The following is a 21,369-nucleotide window of genomic DNA, read 5'->3' as shown; positions in this document are numbered from 1 at the left end:
GTCGCATTGCAGAATGGCGCGCTGTGGCTGGTGAGACGGAAGTTGCAGATCAGATCGCCTGTGACTCGTCGGTGCGGGCATCGGCGGCATGATCGCGCTGGACGTCGAGTCTGCGATGAGTCGCCGTGACGAAGGGCGGCCGCGACCGCCATGGGGCGCCGCAAGAGCAAATCCCCGGTTGACAGTGTCGAAAAGATATATGACACTGTCAATTGATGAACCTGCTCACCCTGCCCGAGTTCGCCGCCGTCGCCGCCAATGCGGTGAAGGCGTCCGGAGCGGTGCCCGACAACCGCCAGGCCAAACCGGTCCCGGCCGAGCGCATGATCCGCTACTACACCGCCCGCGGCCTGCTGCCCCGTCCCGGGACGCGGGGGCGCGCGCTCACCTACGGGCGTACCCACCTGATCCGCTTGGTCGCCATCAAACGGCTGCAAGGCCAGGGGCTTTCGCTCGACGAGATCGCCGGGCGCCTCGAGGGGATGTCACAGGCCGAGCTGGAGGCGCTGGCCGCGATCCCGCCCGGCGCCATGCCCGCCGGCCTGGGCGACCCCGAGCCTGCCGCTGCGCCGTCTCGCGCGGCCGGGCGTTTCTGGCAAACGGTGCCGGAGGTCGCCGCGGCACCGGCACCGACCACTCCGACTGAACTGCGCGGCATCCGGCTATCCGACAGCGTCATGTTGCTGATCGACGGCCTCCAAGACGGCCCGCTGCCCACCATCGACGCCCTGCGCCGCGCCGCCGCGCCGCTGCTCGAACTGCTCGCCAATCATGAAGGGACGCCCAATGAGCACTGAGTTACTTCCTCTTCTCACCCCCGAACCCGCCCGCGCCGCCGGCGGCCCGACGTGTGGCGAGCTGAGCTCGGCGACCGGGGAACGCCTGCCGCTGAAGGCATTGAGCGTGGCAACCGTCGTGGTCGGCATGACCGCCACGTCCACCGTGCGCCAGCGTTTCACCAACACCGGCGACAGCACCATCGAGGCCACCTATGTGTTCCCGCTGCCGGCCCGGGCGGGCGTCACCGACTTCGTCGCCGACCTGGCCGGACGACGGGTGGTCGGCGTGCTGAAGGAGCGCGGGCAGGCCCGCGCGGACTACGAGCAGGCCCTGGACGCCGGGCAGCGCGCCGCGATCGTCGAGGAGGACCGCCCCGATGTGTTCTCGGTACGCGTCGGCAACCTCGGACCCGGTGAGGAAGCCACCATCGAGATGGTGCTGACCGGCCCGCTGGCGTTCGAAGACGGCGAGGCCACGTTCCGCTTCCCCCTCGTGGTCGCCCCGCGCTACACCACCGGCGCCCCGCTGAAAGGTGATCAGACCGGCGCCGGCGTGGCATTCGACACCGACGCCGTGCCCGACGCGTCGCGGGTGACGCCGCCTCGCCTGTCGGACGCCGACCAGCGCCCCGACGTGCAGATCGCCCTGACCCTCGACGGCGGCGGGCTTGCGGTGTCGGATCTGCGGGCGTCGCTGCCCACCGCCGTACTGGATTCAGGTGCGCCGACGCGCCTGCAGGTGGAACCGGGCGCGCGAGCCGACCGCGACTTTGTGCTGCGCTTCCGCGTGGACCGCGCGGAGCTGTCGTCGTCCGCGCTGCTGGTCCCCGACGCCGACGGTGACGAGGGCACCTGGTCGGTGACCCTGGTGCCGCCCGTCGAGACATCGAGCACCCCGCGCGACGTGGTCGTCGTGCTGGACCGGTCCGGGTCGATGGACGGATGGAAGATGGTCGCCGCGCGGCGGGCGGCCGGACGGATCGTGGACATGCTCGACGCGGGCGACCGGTTCTGCGTGCTGGCGTTCGACAACGTCATCGATGCGCCCCCGCACTGGGCCGCCGAGCCCCCCAGCCTCAGAGTGGCGTCGGACCGGAACCGGTTCGCCGCGGCGTCGTGGCTGGGCTCGCTGAACGCGCGGGGCGGAACCGAGATGGCCGAACCACTGCGCAACGCGGTCAACATGCTCGCCGATGCCGACACCAACCGGTTGGCGAGCGTGGTCCTGGTGACCGACGGCCAGATCAGCGGAGAGGACCACCTGCTGCGGTCGCTGGGGCGGCTGATCGGCCGAACCCGGGTGTACTGCGTGGGCATCGACCGCGCCGTCAACGCCGGTTTCCTGGAGCGCCTCGCCGGTCTCGGCAACGGACGCGCCGAGTTGGTGGAGTCGGAGGACCGTCTCGACGAGGCCATGACCAGGTTGGCCCGGACCATCGGACGCCCATCTCTGACAGACGTCCGCGTGAGTGCCCGAGGCGTCACGTTGATCGACGGCACGATCACCCCCAACCGGGCGCCCGACGCGTTCGCCGGCGTGCCCTGCGTGATCTCCGGGCGCTACCGCGGCCACCAGGGTTCGGCCGACTCCGCGGCGCTGCAGGTGCAAGCCGACTCGCCACCGTTCAGCACGGCGCTGCCGGCCCGGCTCGCGCCGGAAGCCACTGCCGTGCAAAAGATCTGGGCGCGTGCGGTGGTGCGAGACCTGGAGGACGAGTACGCGTCCGGGCGCGGTGCCTCGGACTCGAAACTGACCGAGCGTCTGGTGGCGCACTCGCTGCGGTTCGGGGTGCTGTCGAGGTTCACCGCGTTCGTGGCCATCGACCCGGAACGTACCGACGCCGGCCCGCTCGACGAGGTGGTGCAGCCCGTCGAGATGCCGTCGGGGTGGGCGACTGTCAGCTATGCCGCGGCACCCGTCATGGCCGGGGGCTATTCGATGGGCGCCCCCGCTCCGGCTGCGGCCATGCCCGCTCCCATGCCTGCTGCTAGGTTTCGTGCTGTGGCTCCTCGGCCCGAATCGGGTCCTCCAGCACCGCGGTCCCTCAAACACCTGCTCAAGCAGGTGGAAAAGGCGGCCCAGGTCCGGCGCTCCGGGCTGGACCAGGTGCTGGAAGAGCTCAAGCAGCATCGCGACGCGACGGCCGAGCCCGACCTGCGCGCAGCGCTCGTCCAGCTCTGCAACGCGCTGACGCGGTTCCTGAAGGACTCGACCCAGGCACGCGGGCGGGAATTGCTGGTGGCCGTCGAGTCGGTCAAACGGCTCCTCGGCGGGACCGATCGCGGGCGGCGCCCCTCCCGACTGCGCTTCTGGGAGTAGGCCGTTCAGACCTGCGTCAGCACACCGCGCACGACGGACTCGATGGTGTCGAACTCGGCCGGCCCGCTGATCAGCGGCGGCGCCAGCTGGATGACGGGTTCGCCGCGGTCGTCGAGGCGGCAATACAGCCCGGCCTCGAACAGCGCCGCAGACACCTGGCCGAGCACGGCGGCGCGTTCCGCGCCGGTGAAGGTCTGCTTGGTCGCCTTGTCCTTGACCAGTTCGACGCTGTAGAAGTAGCCCTCGCCGCGGATGTCGCCGACGATGGGCAGGTCGTAGAGCTTCTCCAGGGTGGCGCGGAAGCGTGGCGCTTGGTCTTTGACGCGGTCGTTGAGACCTTCGCGTTCGAAGATGTCGAGGTTGGCCAGCCCGACGGCCGCCGACACCGGATGGCCGCCGAAAGTGTAGCCGTGCCGGAATATCGTGGCGCCGTCGTTGAACGGCTCGAACACGCGGTCGCTGGCGATCATCGCGCCCAGCGGTGAGTAGCCCGATGTCATCCCCTTGGCGCAGGTGATCAGGTCGGGCACGTAGCCGAAGTCGTCACAGGCGAACATCGACCCGATCCGGCCGAACGCGCAGATCACCTCGTCGGAGACCAGCAGCACGTCGTACTCGTCGCAGATCTGGCGCACCCGGTCAAAATAGCCCGGCGGCGGCGGAATGGAGCCGCCGGCGTTCTGCACCGGCTCCAGAAACACGGCGGCGACGGTATCGGGCCCCTCGAACTCGATCGCCTCGGCGATCCGGTCGGCGGTCCACTGCCCGAAAGCCTTTATGTCGGTGTCGAACGGCTTGGGCGCGCGGTAGAAGTTCGTGTTGGGCACCCGGAAGCCGCCCGGCGTCACCGGCTCGAACGGCGCCGCGTACGTCGGCAACCCGGTGATCGCCAGCGCCCCCTGGGTGGCGCCGTGGTAGGCGATCGAGCGCGAAATGACTTTGTGCTTACCGGGTTTGCCGGTGAGCTTGAAGTACTGCTTGGCCACCTTCCACGCGGTTTCGACGGCCTCGGTGCCGCCGCTGGTGAAGAACACCCGGTTCAGGTCGCCCGGCGCGTAGTGCGCAAGACGTTCGGCGAGCTCGATCGCGGGCGGGGTGGCGTATCCCCACAGCGGAAAGAAGCCCAGCGTGCCCGCTTGCCGCGCGGCGACTTCGGCCAGCTCGGCACGGCCGTGACCGACTTGCACGGTGAACAGACCCGACAGCGCGTCCAGGTAGCTGTTGCCGCGGTCGTCGAAGATCGTGACGCCCTCGCCGCGCGTGATGATCGGTGCCGTGATGCCCGCGCCGTGCCGGGCGAAGTGCAACCACAGGTTTCTCGACATCTTGCTCGCGAGCCTACAATCGGCACCGCCATGACACCGCGGCTAGGCTCGGGTGATGACCTCAACGCAGGTCACCCAATTCGAGGCGCTGCGACCACATCTCATGGCGGTTGCCTACCGGCTGACCGGCACCGTGGCCGACGCCGAGGACATCGTGCAGGAAGCCTGGTTGCGCTGGGACGCGCACGGCAGCCGAAGCCCGATCGCCGACCTGCGGGCGTGGCTGACCACTGTGGTCAGCCGGCTCGGTCTGGACCGGCTGCGCTCGGCTGCACACCGGCGGGAGACCTACACCGGCAACTGGCTGCCCGAACCGGTGGTCACCGGTTTTGACGGCGCCGATCCGCTGTCTGAGGTGGTGGCCCGCGAAGACGCCCGGTTCGCCGCGATGGTGGTGCTGGAGCGCCTGGGCCCCGATCAGCGGGTCGCCTTCGTCCTGCACGACGGGTTCGCCCTGCCGTTCGCCGAAGTGGCCGAGGTGCTCGGAACCACCGAGGCCGCCGCCCGGCAGCTGGCGTCGCGGGCCCGCAAGGCAGTGGCTGCGGAGCCCGCGCCCGAACCCGATCCCGCCCACAACGAGGTGGTGGGCAAGCTGATGGCCGCCATGGCCGCCGGTGACCTGGACGCCGTGGTGGCGCTGTTGCATCCCGATGTGACCTTCACCGGCGATGCGAATGGCAAGGTCTCCACCGCGGTGCACGTCATCCACGGCGCGGACAAGGTGGTCCGGTTCATGTTCGGCCTGGCGCAACGCTACGGCCCGGCGTTTTACACCGCGAACCAGCTGGCGCTGGTCAACGGCGAACTGGGTGCCTACACGCCCGGCTTCACCGGCGCCGACGGCCACTGGGACATGGCGCCGCGGATCACCGCGATGACCGTGCGCGACGGAAAGGTCGTGGCGCTGTGGGATATCGCCAACCCGGACAAGTTCACCGGCTCTCCGCTGGCTCGGCAACCCTGAGCCCTGACGCGAGTGCGCGGGCAGCTTCCACACCGGCCTCGGCGAAGCGGCCGCCGAGGCCGACGAAGTTCAGGTACGCGTGCGGTAGGTCGGTCTGCAGGCTGAGGGTTGCCGGGATTCCGCCGGCTCGCAGTTTGCCCGCGTAGGCCACGGCGTCGTCGCGAAGCGGATCGAATCCGGCGCCGGCGACATAGGCGGGCGGCAGCCCGGTGACTTCGCCGCACAGCGGTGACAACCGCGGATCGGCCAAATCGACCTCCGGCGGTACATAGTGGCCCAGCGCCCACTTGAAGTTCTCGGCCGTCATCGTGGAGCCCTGCGCGAACAGATCGTAGGCAGGACGCCGGGTACTGAGGTCGGTCGGCGGATACATCAGCAGCTGAAACGCCGGAACCGCGCCGCCCGTCAGCACCGCCTGTTGTGCCGTCACGGCAGCCAGGTTGCCGCCGGCGCTGTCGCCGCCGACCGCGACGCGGCCCGGGTCGGAACCCAGCTCCGCGGCTTGGCGGTGCGCGTACTCGAACGCAGTGATCGCGTCCTCGACGGCGGCGGGGAACGGGTGCTCGGGAGCCCGTCGGTACTCGACCGACAGCACCCGCACACCGGCTTGGTGGGCCAGGAATCGGGCCACCGGCTCGTGACTGCTCCGCGAGCCGACCGTGAAGCCGCCGCCGTGGTAGTACACCAGCAGCCCAGACGGCTGCGGTGCGTCGGCGGGGCAGTACAGGGTGGCCGGGAGCTGGCCGTGCCGGGCGGGGATCACGATCTCCCGCGCCGTGACGGGTGCCGGCGGTTCATACCCGATGATCTGCGGAAGGCCGTCGTATCGGGCCCGGGCCTGCTCGACGGCACCGGCGAAAACGTCGGAGCCGGAGCGGTTTTTGAGCCGGATTGCCAGCTGCGCGTCGAGAGCCAGTTCCTGACCGTCGATGCGCAGCGGCGGGCCTGCCAGGTGTCGGCGGGCCGGTTCGGGCAACGCGAACAGGGTGCGAACCAGCGCGGCCTTTGCGCGGGTACCAAGTGATGCTGACATGGGAATCTCTCCAATTCGTGAAGCGGATATCCCAAGCGTGCGGCCGACGCCGACTCGGTCGCTTGGACGAATCCGTCAGATTCGAGAGCGTCGAACCGCTTCGGCGAAGTCGCGCGGCGGCGCGCCGGTCATCTCCCGGCACACCCGGCTGGCGTGCGAACCGTCGGCGAACCCGGCCAGGTGAGCGGCATCGGTGACCGACACGCCGTCGGCGAGATGGCGCACCGCGTTCACCAGCCGCATCCACCGGATCGCAGCCGAAAAGGACACGCCCGTCTGTTGTTTGCACAGTCGCCCGAGGTAGTCGGGGGACAGGGCGACGGCGTCGGCGACCGAGGCCACATCGACGTGATCGGGCACCCGGCCCGATGCCACCTCGAAGGCATGCCGTAGCTGCGGGTGCACCCCGTCGCCGCCGAGGTCTTGCGTCCCGCACAGCTCGTCGACCAGGAAATCGGCCGCGGCAGCGGGGCCGTTCGTCGCCAGGGACTCGGCCGTCGCCTCCGCCAATCTCGTTCCGTCGTCGACGATCCAGATGCCTCTATGCCGGCCCCGGTTGCGGCTCAGCGTGTTCAGCGCAACCCCCTGCGGCGTGTGCAGCCCGAAGTACAGCGTCAACGCTCCGGTACTCGCGTCCGAGCGCACCGCATGACGGGCGCCGCTGGCGACCACGACCAGCCGGCACGCGCCGGGCGCGTCGTCGCCGGGGGTGACGGTCAGCGCAGCCCGCCCACCGAGGGTGACCTGAACCGCGGGGTGGTGGTGGACGGCCAGATCGGCGAACGCGCCGGCAACCATCAGCCGACCCGGCCCCAGGTCCCAGACCTGCATTCCGCCACTGTAGCTCTGGTTACGTGGCACCGGGCCCCGTTATCCAGGGGATTCGACAGCTGTCACCGGAGTTGAATCCTTGCTCGGTGATGCCCAGCGCGGAGTTCATCCGCGCCCGCATGTTCTCCACCCCGATCTGGTAGGTCAGTTCGATCAGTCCCGCATCGCCGAAGCGCCCCCGCAGGTCGGCGACCTGCTCGTCGGTGACGGTATGCGGGTCGGTGGTCATCGCGTCGGCGTAGGCGATGGCGGCGCGCTCGTCGTCGGTGAACGCAGGAGACGTGGCGTAGTCGTCGATCTCCTTAAGCCGCTTCGTGTCGAGGCCGTCCAGGCGCTGGAGCATGGATGCGAAGTCGACGCACCACGAGCAGCCGACGGTGCGTGCGGTCCAGAACACCGCCAACTCGCGCACGCTGGCCGGCAACGTTTTCGAGGCCCGCTCGAGTATGGTCTCGTGCACGGCCCCGGCCATCAGCAGCCCGCGGTGGTGCGCGATGACGGTGAACGGCTCGGGTACCTCGCCGTAGCGCCGCTTCGCGTAGCGGTACATGGCGCGGGTCAGCAGGCCGGCGCGGTTCGGGGGCAGGGCTTCGATGCGCGTTTTCTGTGTCGTTTTCTCGGTCATGCCTGTCAGACGAGGCAGGCCAGGAGAGTGTGACGGCCGGCTCCAAGAATCCGCCAAGAATCCCTCAAGGCCCGCCTTGAAGTCTGTGGTCATGTCGTCTTACTCAGCGGTTTATCAGGTTCCGGAGATCGAGGATCTGGAAACCGACACGCACTCGGAGGTCCTGTTCGCCGACACCCGGCTGGACCAGTCGCGGGTGCGCGCCGCCGTCGACGCGGTGTTCGAAGCCCACCCCGAACTCGGCACCGTGTTCGAGCCGTTCTTCGACAGCTGGACGTCACGCCCGGGCGGCGGCTGGACCTGGGCTGTGGAACCGCGCGGAGTCACCGTGGCCGAGGTGTTCGCGCGACAGTGCTCCTTCTTCGACAAGCGCATCGGCAGGTTGTTCGCGGTCTCGCTGCTGCCCGGATCTCCGGACCGATTGCTGCTCACCGCCAGCCGCCTGTGCCTGGACAGCCCGTCCTGGGAGACCGTGGTCGACGAGCTGCTGGCCGAGTACCACAGCTAACCCGAGCCCCCAAATCGCCATACCTGGCCGCGACCCTACGGGTTGGTAGCATCCAGGCACTTGGTACTCGAGGGGGGGCTTGGCGGTGGACGGGGAGGTCTTCGGGCGATACCGGCTGCTCGAGGTGCTCCGCACCGGCAACACGGGAACGGTGTACCGGGCCCACGACACGATGATGTCCCGCGAAGTGGCCATCAAGGTGCTCTCGCCGGAGTTGGCTGCCGAGCCGGGCTATCAGGAGCGGTTCCGCCATGAGGTCTCCATCGCGTCCCGGCTCAACGACCCCAACATCATCCCGATTTACGAGGCCGGCGAGGTCGACGGGCGGCTCTATCTGGTGATGCCCGTCGTCGTCGACGGCATCAATGTGAAAGATCTGCTGAGCCGCGACGGGCCGATGCGCCCGACGGTGGCGGTGCGGGTGATCGTGCAGGCTGCCGCGGCACTGGAAGCCGCCCACGTGACCGGGCTGGTCCACGGCGATGTGAAGCCGTCGAACTTGCTGGTGAGTGGCGCGTTCGTGTACCTGATCGATTTCGGCGTCGCCGCCCATACCCTCGATGCCCGCAGCGACATCTACGCTCTGACCGCCGTGCTCTACGAGTGCCTGACCGGTCAGCCCGCAATTGCTGAAGAAGGCGCGCCGCCCAAGCCCACCGACGTCGACCCGGCAATCCCGGTGGGATTCGACACGGTCATTGCCCGCGGCATGGCCGACGACCCCGACGACCGCTATCAAACGGCCCGCGAGTTGGCCATCGCCGCGCAAGACGCCCTCACCGACACGGCGGGCGCTGCGGCGGCGGGGTCGACAAGTGAAGTGGAGTTCGGTCGCTACCGGCTGATCGCCAAACTCGGTCAGGGCGGGATGGGCGCGGTGTATCGGGCCCACGACACCGCGCTGGGTCGGGATGTGGCCGTCAAGCTGCTGCAGCCGCAACTTGCCGCCGAGCCGGGCTATCAGGAGCGGTTTCGCCGCGAGGCCTATGCGGCGGGCCGACTGGCCAGCCCGAACATCATCCCGATCTACGAGACCGGCGAGATCGACGGGCGCCTGTATCTGGTGATGCCGATCGTCGACGGCGTCGATGTGCACCAGGTGCTCCACCGCGATGGACCGATGAGTCCGCAAAAGGCCGTGCGGGTGGTCGAACAGGTTGCCGCGGCGCTGGATGCCGCGCACAAGTCCGGGCTGGTGCACCGCGATGTGAAGACGTCGAACCTGCTGATGGTCGGCGAGGACTTCGTGTATCTGATCGATTTCGGGCTCGTTCACGAGGCCAATGCCACGCGCTTGACGCTCACCAACGTCGCCCCGGGCAGCCCGGCGTACATGGCCCCGGAGCGCTTCAAGGCCGGGACGGTCGCCGACCCTCGTGCCGATGTGTACTCGCTGGCCTGTGTGCTCTACGAGTGCCTGACCGGGCAGTTGCCGTTCAGCGGCGGCGGTGTCGAGGGGGTGGCCGTCGCCCATCTCAACGAGGAGCCCCCCAAACCCAGCAGCGCCGACCCGGCGATACCCGTCGGGTTCGACGCGGTGATCGCCCGGGGCATGGCCAAGGAACCGGACGAGCGCTACCAGTCGGCGCACGAACTGGCTGAGACGGCCCGCGCGGCCCTCACCGAAGACGTCGCCAGCGTTTCCGACGCGCTCGCCTCGACTAGGGCCGCAGCCCCGAAACCGTCCCCGTCACGCAACCGTCGGCGGGCCCGGGCGCTGACCATCGCCGCGGTCGCGGTAGTCGCGGTGATCGCCGGTGCCGCCTTCCTGCGGGTCACCAACCAATTCCCGTTCCATTCGGTGAAAGCGCAGCCGCAGATCGTGCTGCCGTTCACCGGCCTCGACCGGCCCCAGGGCGTAGCGGTCGATGCGAAGGGCAACGTCTACGTCACCGACAGCGGCAACAACAGGGTGCTGGAGCTGCCCGCGGGCTCGACCAGCCAGACCGTGGCGCCGTTCGCCGGACTGGACCATCCCGGCGGCATCGCGGTCGACGAGGTGGGTGACTTGGAGGTCACCGAGCCGGCGCACAACCGGGTACTGGAGCTGACGGCAGGATCGACCGGCTCGACCGTGCTGCCGTTCACCGACCTTTCGGAGCCCACTGGTGTGGCGGTCAATTCGCGCGACCCGCGCAACGACCGCGCCGTCTTCGTCACCGATTCCGCGCACAACCGGGTGCTGGAGTTGCTCGCGCATTCGACCGGCCAGACCGAGCTGCCGTTCAGCGGCCTGGACGGTCCCTCGGCCGTGGCGGTGGGCATCGACCGTGTCCTGTTCGTCCTCGATCGGGAGAACGAGCGGGTGCTGAAACTGCCCTGGACGGCGCACGTTGCGACGGTCCTGCCCTATGCGGTCGGGCGCCCGGATTTTGTGGCCGTCGACGCAGGCGGAAACCTGTACGTGACCGACAGCCGCGACAATCGGGTCATGCGGCTGGTGAAGTCCTCGAACACGTCAATCACGCTGCCGTTCAAGGGTCTTAACGGCCCGCAGGGCATCGCTGTGGACGCCGCCGGGAATGTCTACGTCGCCGACGCGGGCAACAACCGCGTCCTGAAACTCCCGCCGAGTTAGCGCGAGAACATCAGCGCCCGTTTGACTTCTTGGATGGCCTTGGTCACCTGGATGCCGCGCGGGCAGCCTTCGGTGCAGTTGAACGTGGTCCGGCAGCGCCACACGCCGTCGACCTCGTTGAGAATGTCCAGGCGCTCGGCGGCGGCCTCGTCGCGGCTGTCGAAGATGAAGCGGTGCGCGTTGACGATCGCGGCCGGACCGTAGTACTGGCCCTCCTGCCAGAACACCGGGCAGCTGGTGGTGCAGCACGCGCACAGGATGCACTTGGTGGTGTCGTCGTAGCGGGCGCGGTCGGTCGGGCTCTGGATCCGTTCCCGGGTCGGCGGGTTGCCGGTGGTGATCAGGTAGGGCTTGATCGCGCGGTAGGCGTCGAAGAACGGCTCCATGTCGACCACCAGGTCCTTCTCCACCGGCAGCCCGCGGATCGGCTCGACCGTGACGGTCAGCTGTTTGCCGGCGTTCTTCGGTAGCAGGTCGCGCATCAGCACCTTGCAGGCGAGCCGGTTGACACCGTTGATGCGCATGGCGTCGGATCCGCACACCCCGTGCGCGCAGGAGCGCCGGAAGGTCAGCGTTCCGTCCAGGTAGCCCTTGACATAGATCAGCAGATTCAGCAACCGGTCGCTGGGCAGACACGGCACCCGAAAGCTTTGCCAGCCACCGGTTTGGGCGAAAGCCTCGGGCTCGTCGGGGTTGAACCGGGCGATCTTCAAGGTCACCATCACCGCTCCGTCGGGGACTGGCGGCAGGGGTGGTTCCAGTGTGGACTCGACCTGCGGTGCCACTGCTGCCTCGACGGTGGCCTCTTCTTCTTGGGCCATCAGTACTTCCGTTCCTTGGGTTCGTAGCGGGTCTGCACGACGGGTTTGAAGTCCAGCGCGATGTCGCTCAGCAGGTCGGTGCCCTGCTTGTAGGCCATGGTGTGGCGCATGAAGTTGACGTCGTCGCGGTTGGGATAGTCCTCGCGGGCATGCCCGCCGCGGGACTCCTTGCGATTCAGCGCGCCGACCACCGTGACTTCGGCCAACTCCAGCAAAAAGCCCAGCTCGATGGCCTCCAGCAGGTCGCTGTTGAAGCGTTTTCCTTTGTCGTGCACGGTGATTCGGGAATACCGTTCCTTCAGGGCGTGGATGTCGGTGAGGGCCTGCTTCAGCGTCTCCTCGGTACGGAACACCGCGGCGTTGTTGTCCATCGACTGCTGCAGGGCGCCGCGGATGTCGGCGACGCGCTCGTTGCCGTGCTCGGAGAGGATGTCGGCGACCCAGCCGACCACCATCGCCTCCGGTTCCGGCGGCATGTCGACGTGGTCGTGGCCCCGCGCGTACGCCGCTGCGGCGATGCCGGCGCGGCGGCCGAAGACGTTGATGTCCAGCAGCGAGTTGGTGCCCAACCGGTTGGCGCCGTGCACCGACACGCACGCGCACTCGCCGGCCGCGTACAGACCCGGCACGGTAGCGGTGTTGTCGGCCAACACCTGTCCGGTGACGGTGGTGGGGATGCCGCCCATCACGTAGTGACACGTCGGGTAGACCGGGACCAGCTCCTTGACCGGGTCCACGCCCAGATACGTGCGGGCGAACTCGGTGATGTCGGGCAGCTTGGACTCCAGCACGTCCTCGCCGAGGTGGCGAACGTCGATGTAGACGTAGTCCTTGTGCGGCCCGGCGCCGCGGCCCTCCAGGACTTCCAGCACCATCGAGCGGGCGACGATGTCGCGGGGTGCCAAATCCACGATGGTCGGGGCGTAGCGCTCCATGAAGCGCTCGCCTTCGCCGTTTAGCAGCCGGCCGCCCTCGCCGCGCACGGCTTCGGAGATCAGGATGCCCAGGCCGGCCAGGCCGGTCGGGTGGAACTGGTGAAACTCCATGTCCTCCAACGGAAGTCCCTTGCGGAAGACGATGCCGATGCCGTCGCCGGTCAACGTGTGCGCGTTGGAGGTCGTCTTGTACATCCGGCCGGACCCGCCGGTCGCCAGCACCACGGCTTTGGCGTGGAAGACGTGAATTTCGCCCGTCGCGAGCTCATAGGCGACCACTCCGGTGGCCACCGGGCCGGTCGGCGTCTGCGTCAAAACCAGGTCCAGCGCGTAGAACTCGTTGAAGAACTCCACGTCGTGCTTGACGCAGTTCTGGTAGAGCGTCTGCAGGATCATGTGCCCGGTGCGGTCGGCCGCGTAGCACGCCCGGCGCACCGGGGCCTTGCCGTGGTCGCGGGTGTGCCCGCCGAAGCGACGCTGGTCGATGCGGCCCTCGGGGGTGCGGTTGAACGGCATCCCCATCTTCTCCAGGTCGAGCACCGCGTCGATGGCTTCCTTGCACATGATCTCCACGGCGTCCTGGTCGGCGAGGTAGTCGCCGCCCTTGACGGTGTCGAACGTGTGCCACTCCCAGTTGTCGTCCTCGACGTTGGCCAGCGCGGCGCACATGCCGCCCTGCGCGGCGCCCGTGTGGCTGCGGGTGGGGTACAGCTTGGTCAGCACCGCGGTACGCACCCGCGGACCCGCCTCCACCGCTGCCCGCATCCCGGCACCGCCAGCGCCGACGATCACCACGTCGTATCGGTGTTGCTGGATCACCGGTCAGCCTTTCAAGAGGGGAGGTTCGGGTCGAAGGTCAGAATCACGTAGGTGCCCAGCACCAGCGTGAACCCCATCGACAGCAGCAGCAGACTGTTGAGCCAGAAGCGGGTGCTGTCCTTGCGGCTGTAGTCGTCGATGATGGTGCGCAGGCCGTTGCCGCCGTGGAACTGCGCCAGCCACAGCAGCGCCAGGTCCCAGAATTGCCAGAACGGCGAAGCCCACCGCTGCGCCACGTAGTTGAAGTTGATGCGGTAAACGCCGTTGTCCCACATCAGCATGATGAACAAGTGGCCGATCGCCAGGACGAACAGCGCGACGCCGGAGAACCGCATGAACAGCCAGGCGAACTTCTCGAAATTGGGTATGCCGGCGCGCCGTCGCGGTGAGCGGGGGTTGTCCAGGCTGGCGGGGCGGTCGTGGAAGCGCTGCCGCACCGGAGCGGTCTGGCCGCGGCCGAGCTGAAGGTCAGGGCTGCTCATCGGAAGTGCTCCCACATGTGGATGCCGATTACCACCCCGGACGGGACCATGAGCAGCAGGAAGACGATGCCGATGATCCACAACATCAGGCGCTGGTAGCGGGGACCCTCCGACCAGAAGTCGATCAGGATGATCCGGATTCCGTTCAGCCCGTGGAAAAGCACCGCGGCGACCAGGCCGTACTCCATTAGGCCGACGATCGGGGTCTGGTAGTCGCGGATCACCGCGTTGTAGGTCTGCGGGCTCACCCGCAGCATCGCGGCGTCCAGGACGTGGACGAACAGGAAGAAGAAGATCGTCGCGCCGCTGATGCGGTGCAGGACCCACGACCACATACCGGGATCCCCCCGATACAAGGTGCGTGGGGGCCGGCGCTTGCGCGATGACGCCGGCGGTGGGGTCGTGGGTGTTGAGGGATCCGCGGTTGTCGTCGTTGTCCTCACCTCATTCATCGCCGCCAAAAGAAACGCTTGATGAAACAGCTCTAGCCGGGCAATCGAGCTTAGCTCGACGAGGGAAGTGACGGTACTGATCAGTCCGATCCAGATTGTGTGTCGTGTCGGAGTTAGGGTGGCTTTACAAATGTCGGCTGATCGGCGAGCGGGGTTTCAGATGCACCTTATCGATTGGAATATTCTGCGACACAAAGCAATCCAGGCAGCCGCCGGAGCATATGCGCCGTATTCGCGGTTGCGGGTGGGTGCCGCCGCGCTGGTCGACGACAATCGCGTGGTCACCGGATGCAACGTGGAGAACGTGTCCTACGGCCTCGGTTTGTGCGCCGAGTGTGGCGTGGTGTGCGCCCTGCACGCCACCGGCGGCGGCCGGCTGATCGCGCTGTCGTGCGTCAACGACGCCGGCGCGGTGCTGATGCCGTGCGGGCGGTGCCGCCAGGTCTTGTTGGAGCACGGTGGCCCCGAGCTGCTGATCGACCACCCCGCCGGGGTGCGGCAGCTCGGCAACCTGCTGCCCGAGGCCTTTGGCCCGGACGACCTGGGCCGGAAACGTTCTTGAGCGGCTTGGTATTTGACGCGCCGACGGTGATCAGGACCAAGCGCGACGGCGGCCGGCTGTCCGATGCGGCGATCGACTGGGTCGTCGGGGCCTACACCGACGGCCGGGTTGCCGACGAGCAGATGTCGGCGCTGCTGATGGCAATTTTGTTGCGCGGCATGGACCGCGGCGAGACCGCCAGGTGGACGGCGGCAATGCTGGCCACCGGGGAGCGGATGGACTTCAGCGATCTGGGCTTGCCGACCGTCGACAAGCACTCCACCGGCGGAGTCGGGGACAAGCTCTCGATTCCGGTGGTGCCCGTCGTCGTCGCCTGTGGCGGGGCGGTGCCGCAGGCGGCCGGCCGCGGGCTCGGGCATACCGGCGGCACCCTGGACAAGCTGGAATCCATCGCCGGATTCACCGCGGACATCTCCAACCGGCGGGTGCGCGAACAACTTCGTGATGTCGGGGCGGCGATATTCGCCGCCGGGGAGCTGGTGCCGGCCGACGCTAAGCTGTACGCGCTGCGCGATATCACCGGCACCGTCGAGTCTCTCCCGCTGATCGCCAGCTCGATCATGAGCAAGAAGTTGGCCGAGGGAGCCGGCGCACTGGTGCTCGACGTGAAGGTCGGCTCCGGGGCATTCATGAACTCCGAGGCACAGTCTCGCGAGCTGGCCCACACGATGGTCGAGCTGGGCACCGCCCACGGGGTGCCCACTCGCGCGCTGCTGACCGACATGAACGCCCCGCTGGGCGCAGCCGTCGGCAACGCGCTCGAGGTTGCCGAGGCGCTGGAGGTGCTCGCCGGCGGCGGGCCGGCCGACGTCGTGGAGCTCACGCTGCGGCTGGCCGCAGAGATGCTCGAGCTCGCCGGAATCGACGGTCACGATCCGGCCCAGACGCTGCGGGACGGCACCGCGATGGACCGTTTTCGCCGGCTGATCGCCGCTCAGGGAGGTGAGTTGGCCCAACCGTTGCCAATTGGTAGGTATTCGGAAACCGTGACCGCGGGCCGGGGCGGCACAATGGGCGACATCGACGCGATGGCAGTGGGACTGGCGGCATGGCGGCTCGGCGCCGGCCGATCACGCCCGGGCGAGCGGGTACAGTCCGGCGCCGGCATCACAATCCACCGTCGCCGCGGCGAGCCGGTCATGGCCGGTGAGCCGTTGTTCACGCTGTACACCGACACCCCGGAACGCTTCGCCGCCGCGGTGGACGAGCTGGACGGGGCCTGGAGCGTGGGGGACGCGCGGCCCGTTCCGCGCCCGCTGGTCATCGATCGGATCGCAGCATGACGCTGAGCCTGGAGCGGATCAAACAGGCGCCCAAGGCCTTGCTGCACGATCACCTGGACGGCGGGCTGCGCCCCGCCACCGTGGTGGACATCGCCGGACAGGTCGGCTACGACGGACTGCCCGCCACCGACGTCGACGAGCTGGCGACCTGGTTCCGCACCCAGTCGCACAGCGGGTCGCTGGAGCGCTACCTGGAGCCGTTCTCGCACACCGTCGCCGTGATGCAGACACCCGATGCGCTCTACCGCGTGGCCTACGAGTGCGTCGAGGACCTGGCCGCCGATTCGGTGGTGTACGCCGAGGTGCGCTTTGCTCCCGAACTGCACATCAACCGCGGGCTGTCCTTCGACGAGGTCCTGGACAGCGTGCTGGCGGGTTTCGCCGCCGGAGAACTGGACTGTGCCGCCGCGGGCCGCCGGATCACGGTGCGCTGCTTGGTCACCGCGATGCGGCACGCCGCAATGTCGCGGGAGATCGCCGAGCTGGCGATCCGGTTCCGCGACAAAGGGGTGGTCGGGTTCGACATCGCCGGGGCGGAGGCCGGCTACCCGCCCACCAGGCACCTGGACGCGTTCGAGTACATGCGAGACCACAACGCGCGCTTCACTATTCACGCCGGTGAGGCATTCGGGTTGCCGTCCATCCACGAGGCGATCGCGTTCTGCGGCGCCGACCGGCTGGGCCACGGTGTACGCATCGTCGACGATATCGACGTCGGTGACGACCCAGCGGGCGGTGTTCGGCTCGGCAGGCTGGCATCGATATTGCGGGACAAGCGAATTCCGCTGGAGCTGTGCCCCAGCTCGAACGTGCAGACCGGGGCGGTCAAAAGCATCGCCGAGCACCCGTTCGATTTGTTGGCGCGATCACGTTTCCGGGTGACGGTCAATACCGACAACCGGCTGATGAGCGACACCACGATGAGCCGCGAAATGCTGCTTCTGGTAGAGGCTTTCGGCTATGGCTGGAGCGACCTGGAGCGCTTCACCGTCAATGCGATGAAGTCGGCGTTCATTCCGTTCGACGAGCGGTTGGCGATCATCGACGAAGTGATCAAGCCGCGGTTCGCGGTGCTGATCGGGTAGTTCAGGGCCCCAGCGCGCGGCGGAAGGTCGCGCGCAGCGATTCAAAGCCTTGCAGCGTGTTGTTGAACATCCGGACTGGTTGGCCGACGCCGATGTGTGCCACCTCGGGGATCATCGCGCGCGTTAACGCATGCATCTCCAGTTTGGACAGGTACATCCCGACGCACGCGTGCGCGCCGAAGCCCCAGCCGAGCTGGGCTCCCTTGCGGTGCAACGAGAACACCTCGGGTTGGTCGAACTGGGTATCGTCCATGTTGGCCGACGCGAAGAGCAACACCGCCCGTTGCCCCTTGCGCAGGACGGTGCCGTCGATCTCGGTGTCCTGCTTGATCATTCGGGTGAAGCCCCGCACCGGGGAAGCCAGCCGGACGGCCTCGACCGCCGCCGCCGGAACCAGATCGGGGTTGTTCCGCAGTTCCTGCCAAGTGTCGGGGTTGGTGCCCAGGCTCCACAGCAGTTGAGCCGACGCCAGGATCGTGGTGTCCAGGCTTGGGCCGATGAAGTCGATCACCATGGCCTTGGCTTCGTCCTTGCTCAGGGTGCCGTCATGCCCGGCCGCGAGGATCGATTCCGCCCAGCCGCCGGGTTTGACGTTCTCGGTGCGCAGCGTCCGTGCGTACCGCAGCATGCCCAACCCCGTCGGATACGCCACCAGGGTTCGCCGATTGGTGGGGCCCAGCACATCGAACCCGCCGCGGCCGTACTTGAGCATCCGGTCGTGGTCGATGTCAACCCCGACCAGATCGGCGACCACCCGGATCGGAAGGTGGGCCGCGAACTCGGCGACTCCGTCGAAATCGTCGCGACGGCATAGTCTTTCGATAAGCTCGGCGGCCTCGGTGTTGAGCACCGGAGCGACGGACTGCAGCGCCTTGGCCGAGAGCGACTGCAACAGCAACCGGCGGCGTTTCACATGCTCGTCGCCGTCGCTGGTGAGGGTGAGGCCTGCCGTGAGCACATTGGTGAGCGGGTTGGCCGCGACTCCCTTGCCGCTGCAGTAAGTGGCGTCGTCGCTAAGTGCCTGGCGCACATCCCGATAGCGGCCGATGGCCCACATCCGGTGCTTCGGCAACCACACCGCGGCCCCCGCTTCGCGGATCCGGCGGTAGGTCGCGACCGGATTGAGCAGGGTGTCTGTGCTGTACAGGTTGATCGGCAGCCTAGGGACCCCCACTGTTGCACTGCGGCTGGACATCAGATGAGTATTGCGAATTCCTGCGGGCGCGGCGGGCCAATGCGACCATTTGCTGATGGACGAGGACGACCTGGAGAGACGCGTCGCCGACCTGGAACGGCAGTTGGCCGAGGCGAAGGCGGCCGCTCGCGCTGCTGACGCGCCTGCGCAGCCGGACCCAGCGCAGGCGGGCGCCATCGATGCCCAGGCGCAGCGGTTGGCGGCCGCCCTGCAGGCAGACCGGAACAGGCAGTACGGCCAGGCTCTGGGGTTCCGGAAGGGTGGGCACACCAGTGGACCGTCCGGACCTGAGATGGCGCAGCTTCGAGAGGCGTTGAAGCGCGCCGTGATCGACGCAGGTTTGTCGCAGGAGCAGTACCGAGAGGTGCTGGACCGTGCCGGCCTGAGTGCCGGCGGCATGATGAAAGTCGGCGGCAAGGTCGTCTACCAGAGTTGCAGCCCGAACGACCCGGTTGTCCTGCTGCCCAGGGCCCGCCAATCCGGATATCGGCCGGCACCGGATGATGCGCGACTCGCGCCGGCCCCGCGGCGGATTCCGGCGACGTTCTGGTTCGCGGAAATGCTGCCGTTTCGATGGTGGTATGTCTGGGCGCTGGGTCTGGTCGGGACGGCAGTCGGTTGCGGGCTGATCATCGTGTGGATGAGCGTGCCGATCGGGTTTTCCATAGTTGCGGTGCTCACGCTGGTCGCGATTTACGCGTTCAGTTGGGTAGGCGCCGGCAAGCGCTTCGAATTGCTCAAGTGGGGGCAGGTCGCGACGGTCACCGGGACGCAGATCCTTTCCCGCGGAACGTATTACAGTGGCACAACGTATTCGAACGCGAAGCTGCCGGTGGCGCGCGGGTGGCAGGTGGAGCGCCCGTTCTACAGCGGACCGAGCACCAAGACCCTGATCACCTACACGCTCAACGGCGCACCGGGACAGCTGGTGGTGTCCGGGCGCGAGTACTTCGGCGGGGTGGTGCTGGCCGATCCGCGCAATCCCGCGCGGGCGCTGTGCGTGACCTCGTTTCCCTACGACCTCGACCGCGACGCGTCAGGCAACTGGATCGGCACACTGCGCACGGGCCTGCAGATCGGAATGGCCGCCTGGCTGGTCATCGTGGTCAGCTGGCTGGGTTTGGCCGTTGCGGTCGCGCTGCTCGGCACGACGGGTTAGCCACGTCGGTTCACGCCTTGGGGCAGAAGATTGGGCCGAGGATTCGCACGCACTGCTCGTAGGTACTGATGATGGCCGGCGGCGGTGGCGGCGGCGGTGGCGGCGGAACCTCGCCCTCCCAAATGTTGTGTGCGACATTGCCTTGCCCGGAGTACACGTACCAGTACGTGTGGCAGACGTTGTTGTCCCAAACCACCGGGTACACGCGAATATTGCCGGTCTGTACCGGAGGGTCGCCCGGGCACCAGTGACAGGGTCCGGCCGGATGGTCTTCCGGACAGCCGGGCCAGGCGCCGTTGAGCGGCACCGGACCGGGATGCGCCTGGGCGGTACCTGCGGCGAACCCCAAGCCGGCGAGAACGGTGCCGCCGGACAACAGCGCTACGGCGAGAAGCGATTTCAGGCTGCGGGTGGTGTTCATGACGGTTCCCTTCGCTGCTGTGCCGGAGGTTACCGCCGACGACTTGCGAATTTCTTGCGTCGTGCAGGCCCCGCTTGAGGCGCGCCGGCCTGGAAATCGCGGTTTAGACGCGAGTTGCCGACCCAAAACTGTGGGGGTGCGTCTGGGTCGGATCGGGCGGTGGCTGCGGCTTGGGCCGCCGTGCGCTCGGCATGGTTTTGGTGGCGTTCGGTCGTGATGCGGTAGGCGCGGTCATAGCGCGGGTGCGTCGGCGTAAGGCCAGCTGCTCGCGTTCAAGCCCCAAAGCGTCTTCACCAGGTGATGACACCGAATCGCTGAAGAACACTTCAGCAGCACGCTCTTGAACAGCAAAAACGAACGCGCTATGCGTTGAACGGGAACTTGCGCGTCGCCTATCGCGCCTCCGCTGAGGATGAGCGAGACATAGTCTTCGTCCCGAACTGGTTCACTTGCTGTGAGCACCTTCCGGAGCTGCCATCCCTTCAGGGATGGGTTGAAGCGATGACATCGCTGGGTCGGCTCATCTTGTTCGATCAGCCGGGCAGTGGAGCTTCCGATCCTGTGGAGCCGGGCGCGATGCCAACCTTGGAGCAATGGGCCGACAGCATCACTGCGGTGCTCGACGCTCTCGGGAGCCCCGGCGCAGCTCTGGTCACGTGGCCTGGCGCATTCCCGACAGCGGCGCTTTTCGCCGCGACACATCCGTCCCGCACCACAGCGCTCGTCGTGCTTCAGGGATGGGCCATTCCGTACGCCGAACAGACGACCGAAGTGGGGATGGTTCCCGAAGAAATCTCTGCCGCCATGGTCGACATGTGGGGCACGGGAGAGCTCCAACATGTGATGAATCCGGACATGCCGTGGAACGAGGAGATCCGGGCAGCATGGGCACGATTTGAACGCCTGGCGGTGAGCCCACGGACCGTCGCCCTCCTGTTCCCTCTTTTCTTGGAATTGGACGTTCGGACGGTTCTGCCGACGATCCGCGTGCCAACGCTCGTAGTGCAGCACGCAGACGACCCGATCGCCCTGCCAGCTTTAGGGAAGGACGTCGCCGATCGCATATCGGGTGCGAAATACGTTGAGCTGCCGGGGCGCAATTTGTTCCACTTCGTTGAGCCGTGGCGGTCGTCGTTCCAAGAGATCGCGCAGTTCCTTACGGGCGAGCAGGCTGAGGTGGCCGATGATCGGG

18 protein-coding genes and 2 pseudogenes are annotated in these 21,369 nt (G+C 67.7%); 10 read left to right on the top strand and 10 right to left on the bottom strand.

What is annotated here, in order from left to right:
- Positions 1–215: 215 nt before the first annotated feature.
- Complete coding sequence (locus VML93_RS19495; RefSeq protein ID WP_325613194.1) at positions 216–797, top strand: MerR family transcriptional regulator; 582 nt, start codon at positions 216–218, stop codon at positions 795–797.
- A complete protein-coding gene (locus VML93_RS19490) occupies positions 787–3,099 on the top strand; it encodes a VIT domain-containing protein (RefSeq protein WP_325613193.1) in 2,313 nt (770 codons plus the stop codon). The genes VML93_RS19495 and VML93_RS19490 overlap by 11 nt, the downstream gene beginning before the upstream one ends.
- 5 nt (positions 3,100–3,104) lie before the next feature.
- Here the strand turns inward: VML93_RS19490 and VML93_RS19485 are convergent.
- Positions 3,105–4,436, bottom strand: a pseudogene (locus VML93_RS19485) (aspartate aminotransferase family protein); the annotation flags it as partial.
- A gap of 43 nt (positions 4,437–4,479) precedes the next feature.
- On the opposite strand from VML93_RS19485, the gene VML93_RS19480 reads away from it, so the two are divergent.
- Positions 4,480–5,388 carry a sigma-70 family RNA polymerase sigma factor gene (locus VML93_RS19480; RefSeq protein ID WP_325613191.1) on the top strand — a complete coding sequence of 303 codons (909 nt, stop codon included), beginning with the start codon at positions 4,480–4,482 and terminating at the stop codon, positions 5,386–5,388.
- Here VML93_RS19480 and VML93_RS19475 read toward each other — a convergent pair.
- The 3 genes and pseudogenes from VML93_RS19475 to VML93_RS19465 all read right to left on the bottom strand — a co-directional run.
- On the bottom strand, positions 5,357–6,421 hold the full coding sequence (locus tag VML93_RS19475; RefSeq protein ID WP_325613190.1) for an alpha/beta hydrolase: 1,065 nt from the start codon (positions 6,419–6,421) through the stop codon (positions 5,357–5,359). The two genes, VML93_RS19480 and VML93_RS19475, sit on opposite strands and share 32 nt — an antisense overlap.
- A gap of 75 nt (positions 6,422–6,496) precedes the next feature.
- Positions 6,497–7,252 (bottom strand): helix-turn-helix transcriptional regulator, encoded by a 756-nt coding sequence (locus VML93_RS19470; RefSeq protein ID WP_325613188.1) that lies wholly within the window; start codon positions 7,250–7,252, stop codon positions 6,497–6,499.
- Positions 7,253–7,271: 19 nt separating this feature from the next.
- A pseudogene (locus VML93_RS19465) lies at positions 7,272–7,910 on the bottom strand (carboxymuconolactone decarboxylase family protein); the annotation flags it as partial.
- A gap of 58 nt (positions 7,911–7,968) precedes the next feature.
- On the opposite strand from VML93_RS19465, the gene VML93_RS19460 reads away from it, so the two are divergent.
- Both VML93_RS19460 and VML93_RS19455 read left to right on the top strand, forming a co-directional pair.
- Positions 7,969–8,385, top strand: a complete 417-nt coding sequence (locus VML93_RS19460; protein WP_325613187.1) for a hypothetical protein — start codon at positions 7,969–7,971, stop codon at positions 8,383–8,385.
- Positions 8,386–8,470: 85 nt separating this feature from the next.
- Complete coding sequence (locus tag VML93_RS19455) at positions 8,471–10,963, top strand: serine/threonine-protein kinase PknD (RefSeq protein WP_325613185.1); 2,493 nt, start codon at positions 8,471–8,473, stop codon at positions 10,961–10,963.
- Here VML93_RS19455 and VML93_RS19450 read toward each other — a convergent pair.
- From VML93_RS19450 to sdhC, 4 genes are read right to left on the bottom strand one after another with little or no spacing between them, the layout of a single operon-like run.
- Complete coding sequence (locus VML93_RS19450) at positions 10,960–11,784, bottom strand: succinate dehydrogenase iron-sulfur subunit (protein WP_325613184.1); 825 nt, start codon at positions 11,782–11,784, stop codon at positions 10,960–10,962. The two genes, VML93_RS19455 and VML93_RS19450, sit on opposite strands and share 4 nt — an antisense overlap.
- On the bottom strand, positions 11,784–13,538 hold the full coding sequence (sdhA, locus tag VML93_RS19445; RefSeq protein ID WP_325613183.1) for a succinate dehydrogenase flavoprotein subunit: 1,755 nt from the start codon (positions 13,536–13,538) through the stop codon (positions 11,784–11,786). The genes VML93_RS19450 and sdhA overlap by 1 nt, the downstream gene beginning before the upstream one ends.
- Before the next feature lie 11 nt (positions 13,539–13,549).
- Complete coding sequence (locus VML93_RS19440; protein ID WP_325613181.1) at positions 13,550–14,020, bottom strand: succinate dehydrogenase hydrophobic membrane anchor subunit; 471 nt, start codon at positions 14,018–14,020, stop codon at positions 13,550–13,552.
- Entirely contained in the window at positions 14,017–14,355 is a 339-nt protein-coding gene (sdhC, locus tag VML93_RS19435; RefSeq protein WP_325613180.1) for a succinate dehydrogenase, cytochrome b556 subunit, read from the bottom strand. Before sdhC ends, VML93_RS19440 begins: the two co-directional genes overlap by 4 nt.
- 277 nt (positions 14,356–14,632) lie before the next feature.
- Between sdhC and VML93_RS19430 the strand changes: the two genes are divergently transcribed.
- From VML93_RS19430 to VML93_RS19420, 3 genes are read left to right on the top strand one after another with little or no spacing between them, the layout of a single operon-like run.
- A complete protein-coding gene (locus VML93_RS19430) occupies positions 14,633–15,034 on the top strand; it encodes a cytidine deaminase (RefSeq protein ID WP_325613179.1) in 402 nt (133 codons plus the stop codon).
- Positions 15,031–16,317 (top strand): thymidine phosphorylase, encoded by a 1,287-nt coding sequence (locus tag VML93_RS19425; protein WP_325613177.1) that lies wholly within the window; start codon positions 15,031–15,033, stop codon positions 16,315–16,317. Before VML93_RS19430 ends, VML93_RS19425 begins: the two co-directional genes overlap by 4 nt.
- Positions 16,314–17,402, top strand: a complete 1,089-nt coding sequence (locus VML93_RS19420) for an adenosine deaminase (RefSeq protein WP_325613175.1) — start codon at positions 16,314–16,316, stop codon at positions 17,400–17,402. The genes VML93_RS19425 and VML93_RS19420 overlap by 4 nt, the downstream gene beginning before the upstream one ends.
- A gap of 1 nt (position 17,403) precedes the next feature.
- Here VML93_RS19420 and VML93_RS19415 read toward each other — a convergent pair whose 3' ends face one another.
- Positions 17,404–18,597 carry a cytochrome P450 gene (locus tag VML93_RS19415; protein WP_325613173.1) on the bottom strand — a complete coding sequence of 398 codons (1,194 nt, stop codon included), beginning with the start codon at positions 18,595–18,597 and terminating at the stop codon, positions 17,404–17,406.
- Between the two features lie 55 nt (positions 18,598–18,652).
- Here VML93_RS19415 and VML93_RS19410 point away from each other — a divergent pair, with 55 nt between their 5' ends.
- A complete protein-coding gene (locus tag VML93_RS19410; RefSeq protein ID WP_325613172.1) occupies positions 18,653–19,756 on the top strand; it encodes a hypothetical protein in 1,104 nt (367 codons plus the stop codon).
- Between the two features lie 10 nt (positions 19,757–19,766).
- Here VML93_RS19410 and VML93_RS19405 read toward each other — a convergent pair whose 3' ends face one another.
- Positions 19,767–20,177 (bottom strand): hypothetical protein, encoded by a 411-nt coding sequence (locus tag VML93_RS19405; protein WP_325613170.1) that lies wholly within the window; start codon positions 20,175–20,177, stop codon positions 19,767–19,769.
- Positions 20,178–20,678: 501 nt separating this feature from the next.
- Between VML93_RS19405 and VML93_RS19400 the strand changes: the two genes are divergently transcribed.
- On the top strand, positions 20,679–21,369 hold a 691-nt coding region (locus VML93_RS19400; protein ID WP_325613168.1), incomplete at its 3' end, for an alpha/beta hydrolase.

It is taken from the genome of Mycobacterium sp., assembly GCF_035499775.1.
GTDB lineage: Bacteria > Actinomycetota > Actinomycetes > Mycobacteriales > Mycobacteriaceae > Mycobacterium.
Note: the sequence above shows the minus strand (reverse complement) of the source record. Positions and strands in the feature narration are given on the sequence as shown.

Coding starts and splice junctions, on each gene's coding strand:
- VML93_RS19470 (WP_325613188.1), bottom strand. CDS start 7,252: ATGCAGGTCTGGGACCTGGGGCCGGGTCGGCTGATGGTTGCCGGCGCG.
- VML93_RS19450 (WP_325613184.1), bottom strand. CDS start 11,784: ATGGCCCAAGAAGAAGAGGCCACCGTCGAGGCAGCAGTGGCACCGCAG.
- VML93_RS19440 (WP_325613181.1), bottom strand. CDS start 14,020: ATGAGCAGCCCTGACCTTCAGCTCGGCCGCGGCCAGACCGCTCCGGTG.
- VML93_RS19405 (WP_325613170.1), bottom strand. CDS start 20,177: ATGAACACCACCCGCAGCCTGAAATCGCTTCTCGCCGTAGCGCTGTTG.
- VML93_RS19415 (WP_325613173.1), bottom strand. CDS start 18,597: ATGTCCAGCCGCAGTGCAACAGTGGGGGTCCCTAGGCTGCCGATCAAC.
- VML93_RS19460 (WP_325613187.1), top strand. CDS start 7,969: ATGTCGTCTTACTCAGCGGTTTATCAGGTTCCGGAGATCGAGGATCTG.
- VML93_RS19490 (WP_325613193.1), top strand. CDS start 787: ATGAGCACTGAGTTACTTCCTCTTCTCACCCCCGAACCCGCCCGCGCC.
- VML93_RS19420 (WP_325613175.1), top strand. CDS start 16,314: ATGACGCTGAGCCTGGAGCGGATCAAACAGGCGCCCAAGGCCTTGCTG.
- VML93_RS19430 (WP_325613179.1), top strand. CDS start 14,633: ATGCACCTTATCGATTGGAATATTCTGCGACACAAAGCAATCCAGGCA.
- VML93_RS19495 (WP_325613194.1), top strand. CDS start 216: ATGAACCTGCTCACCCTGCCCGAGTTCGCCGCCGTCGCCGCCAATGCG.
- sdhC (WP_325613180.1), bottom strand. CDS start 14,355: ATGTGGTCGTGGGTCCTGCACCGCATCAGCGGCGCGACGATCTTCTTC.
- VML93_RS19410 (WP_325613172.1), top strand. CDS start 18,653: ATGGACGAGGACGACCTGGAGAGACGCGTCGCCGACCTGGAACGGCAG.
- VML93_RS19475 (WP_325613190.1), bottom strand. CDS start 6,421: ATGTCAGCATCACTTGGTACCCGCGCAAAGGCCGCGCTGGTTCGCACC.
- VML93_RS19480 (WP_325613191.1), top strand. CDS start 4,480: ATGACCTCAACGCAGGTCACCCAATTCGAGGCGCTGCGACCACATCTC.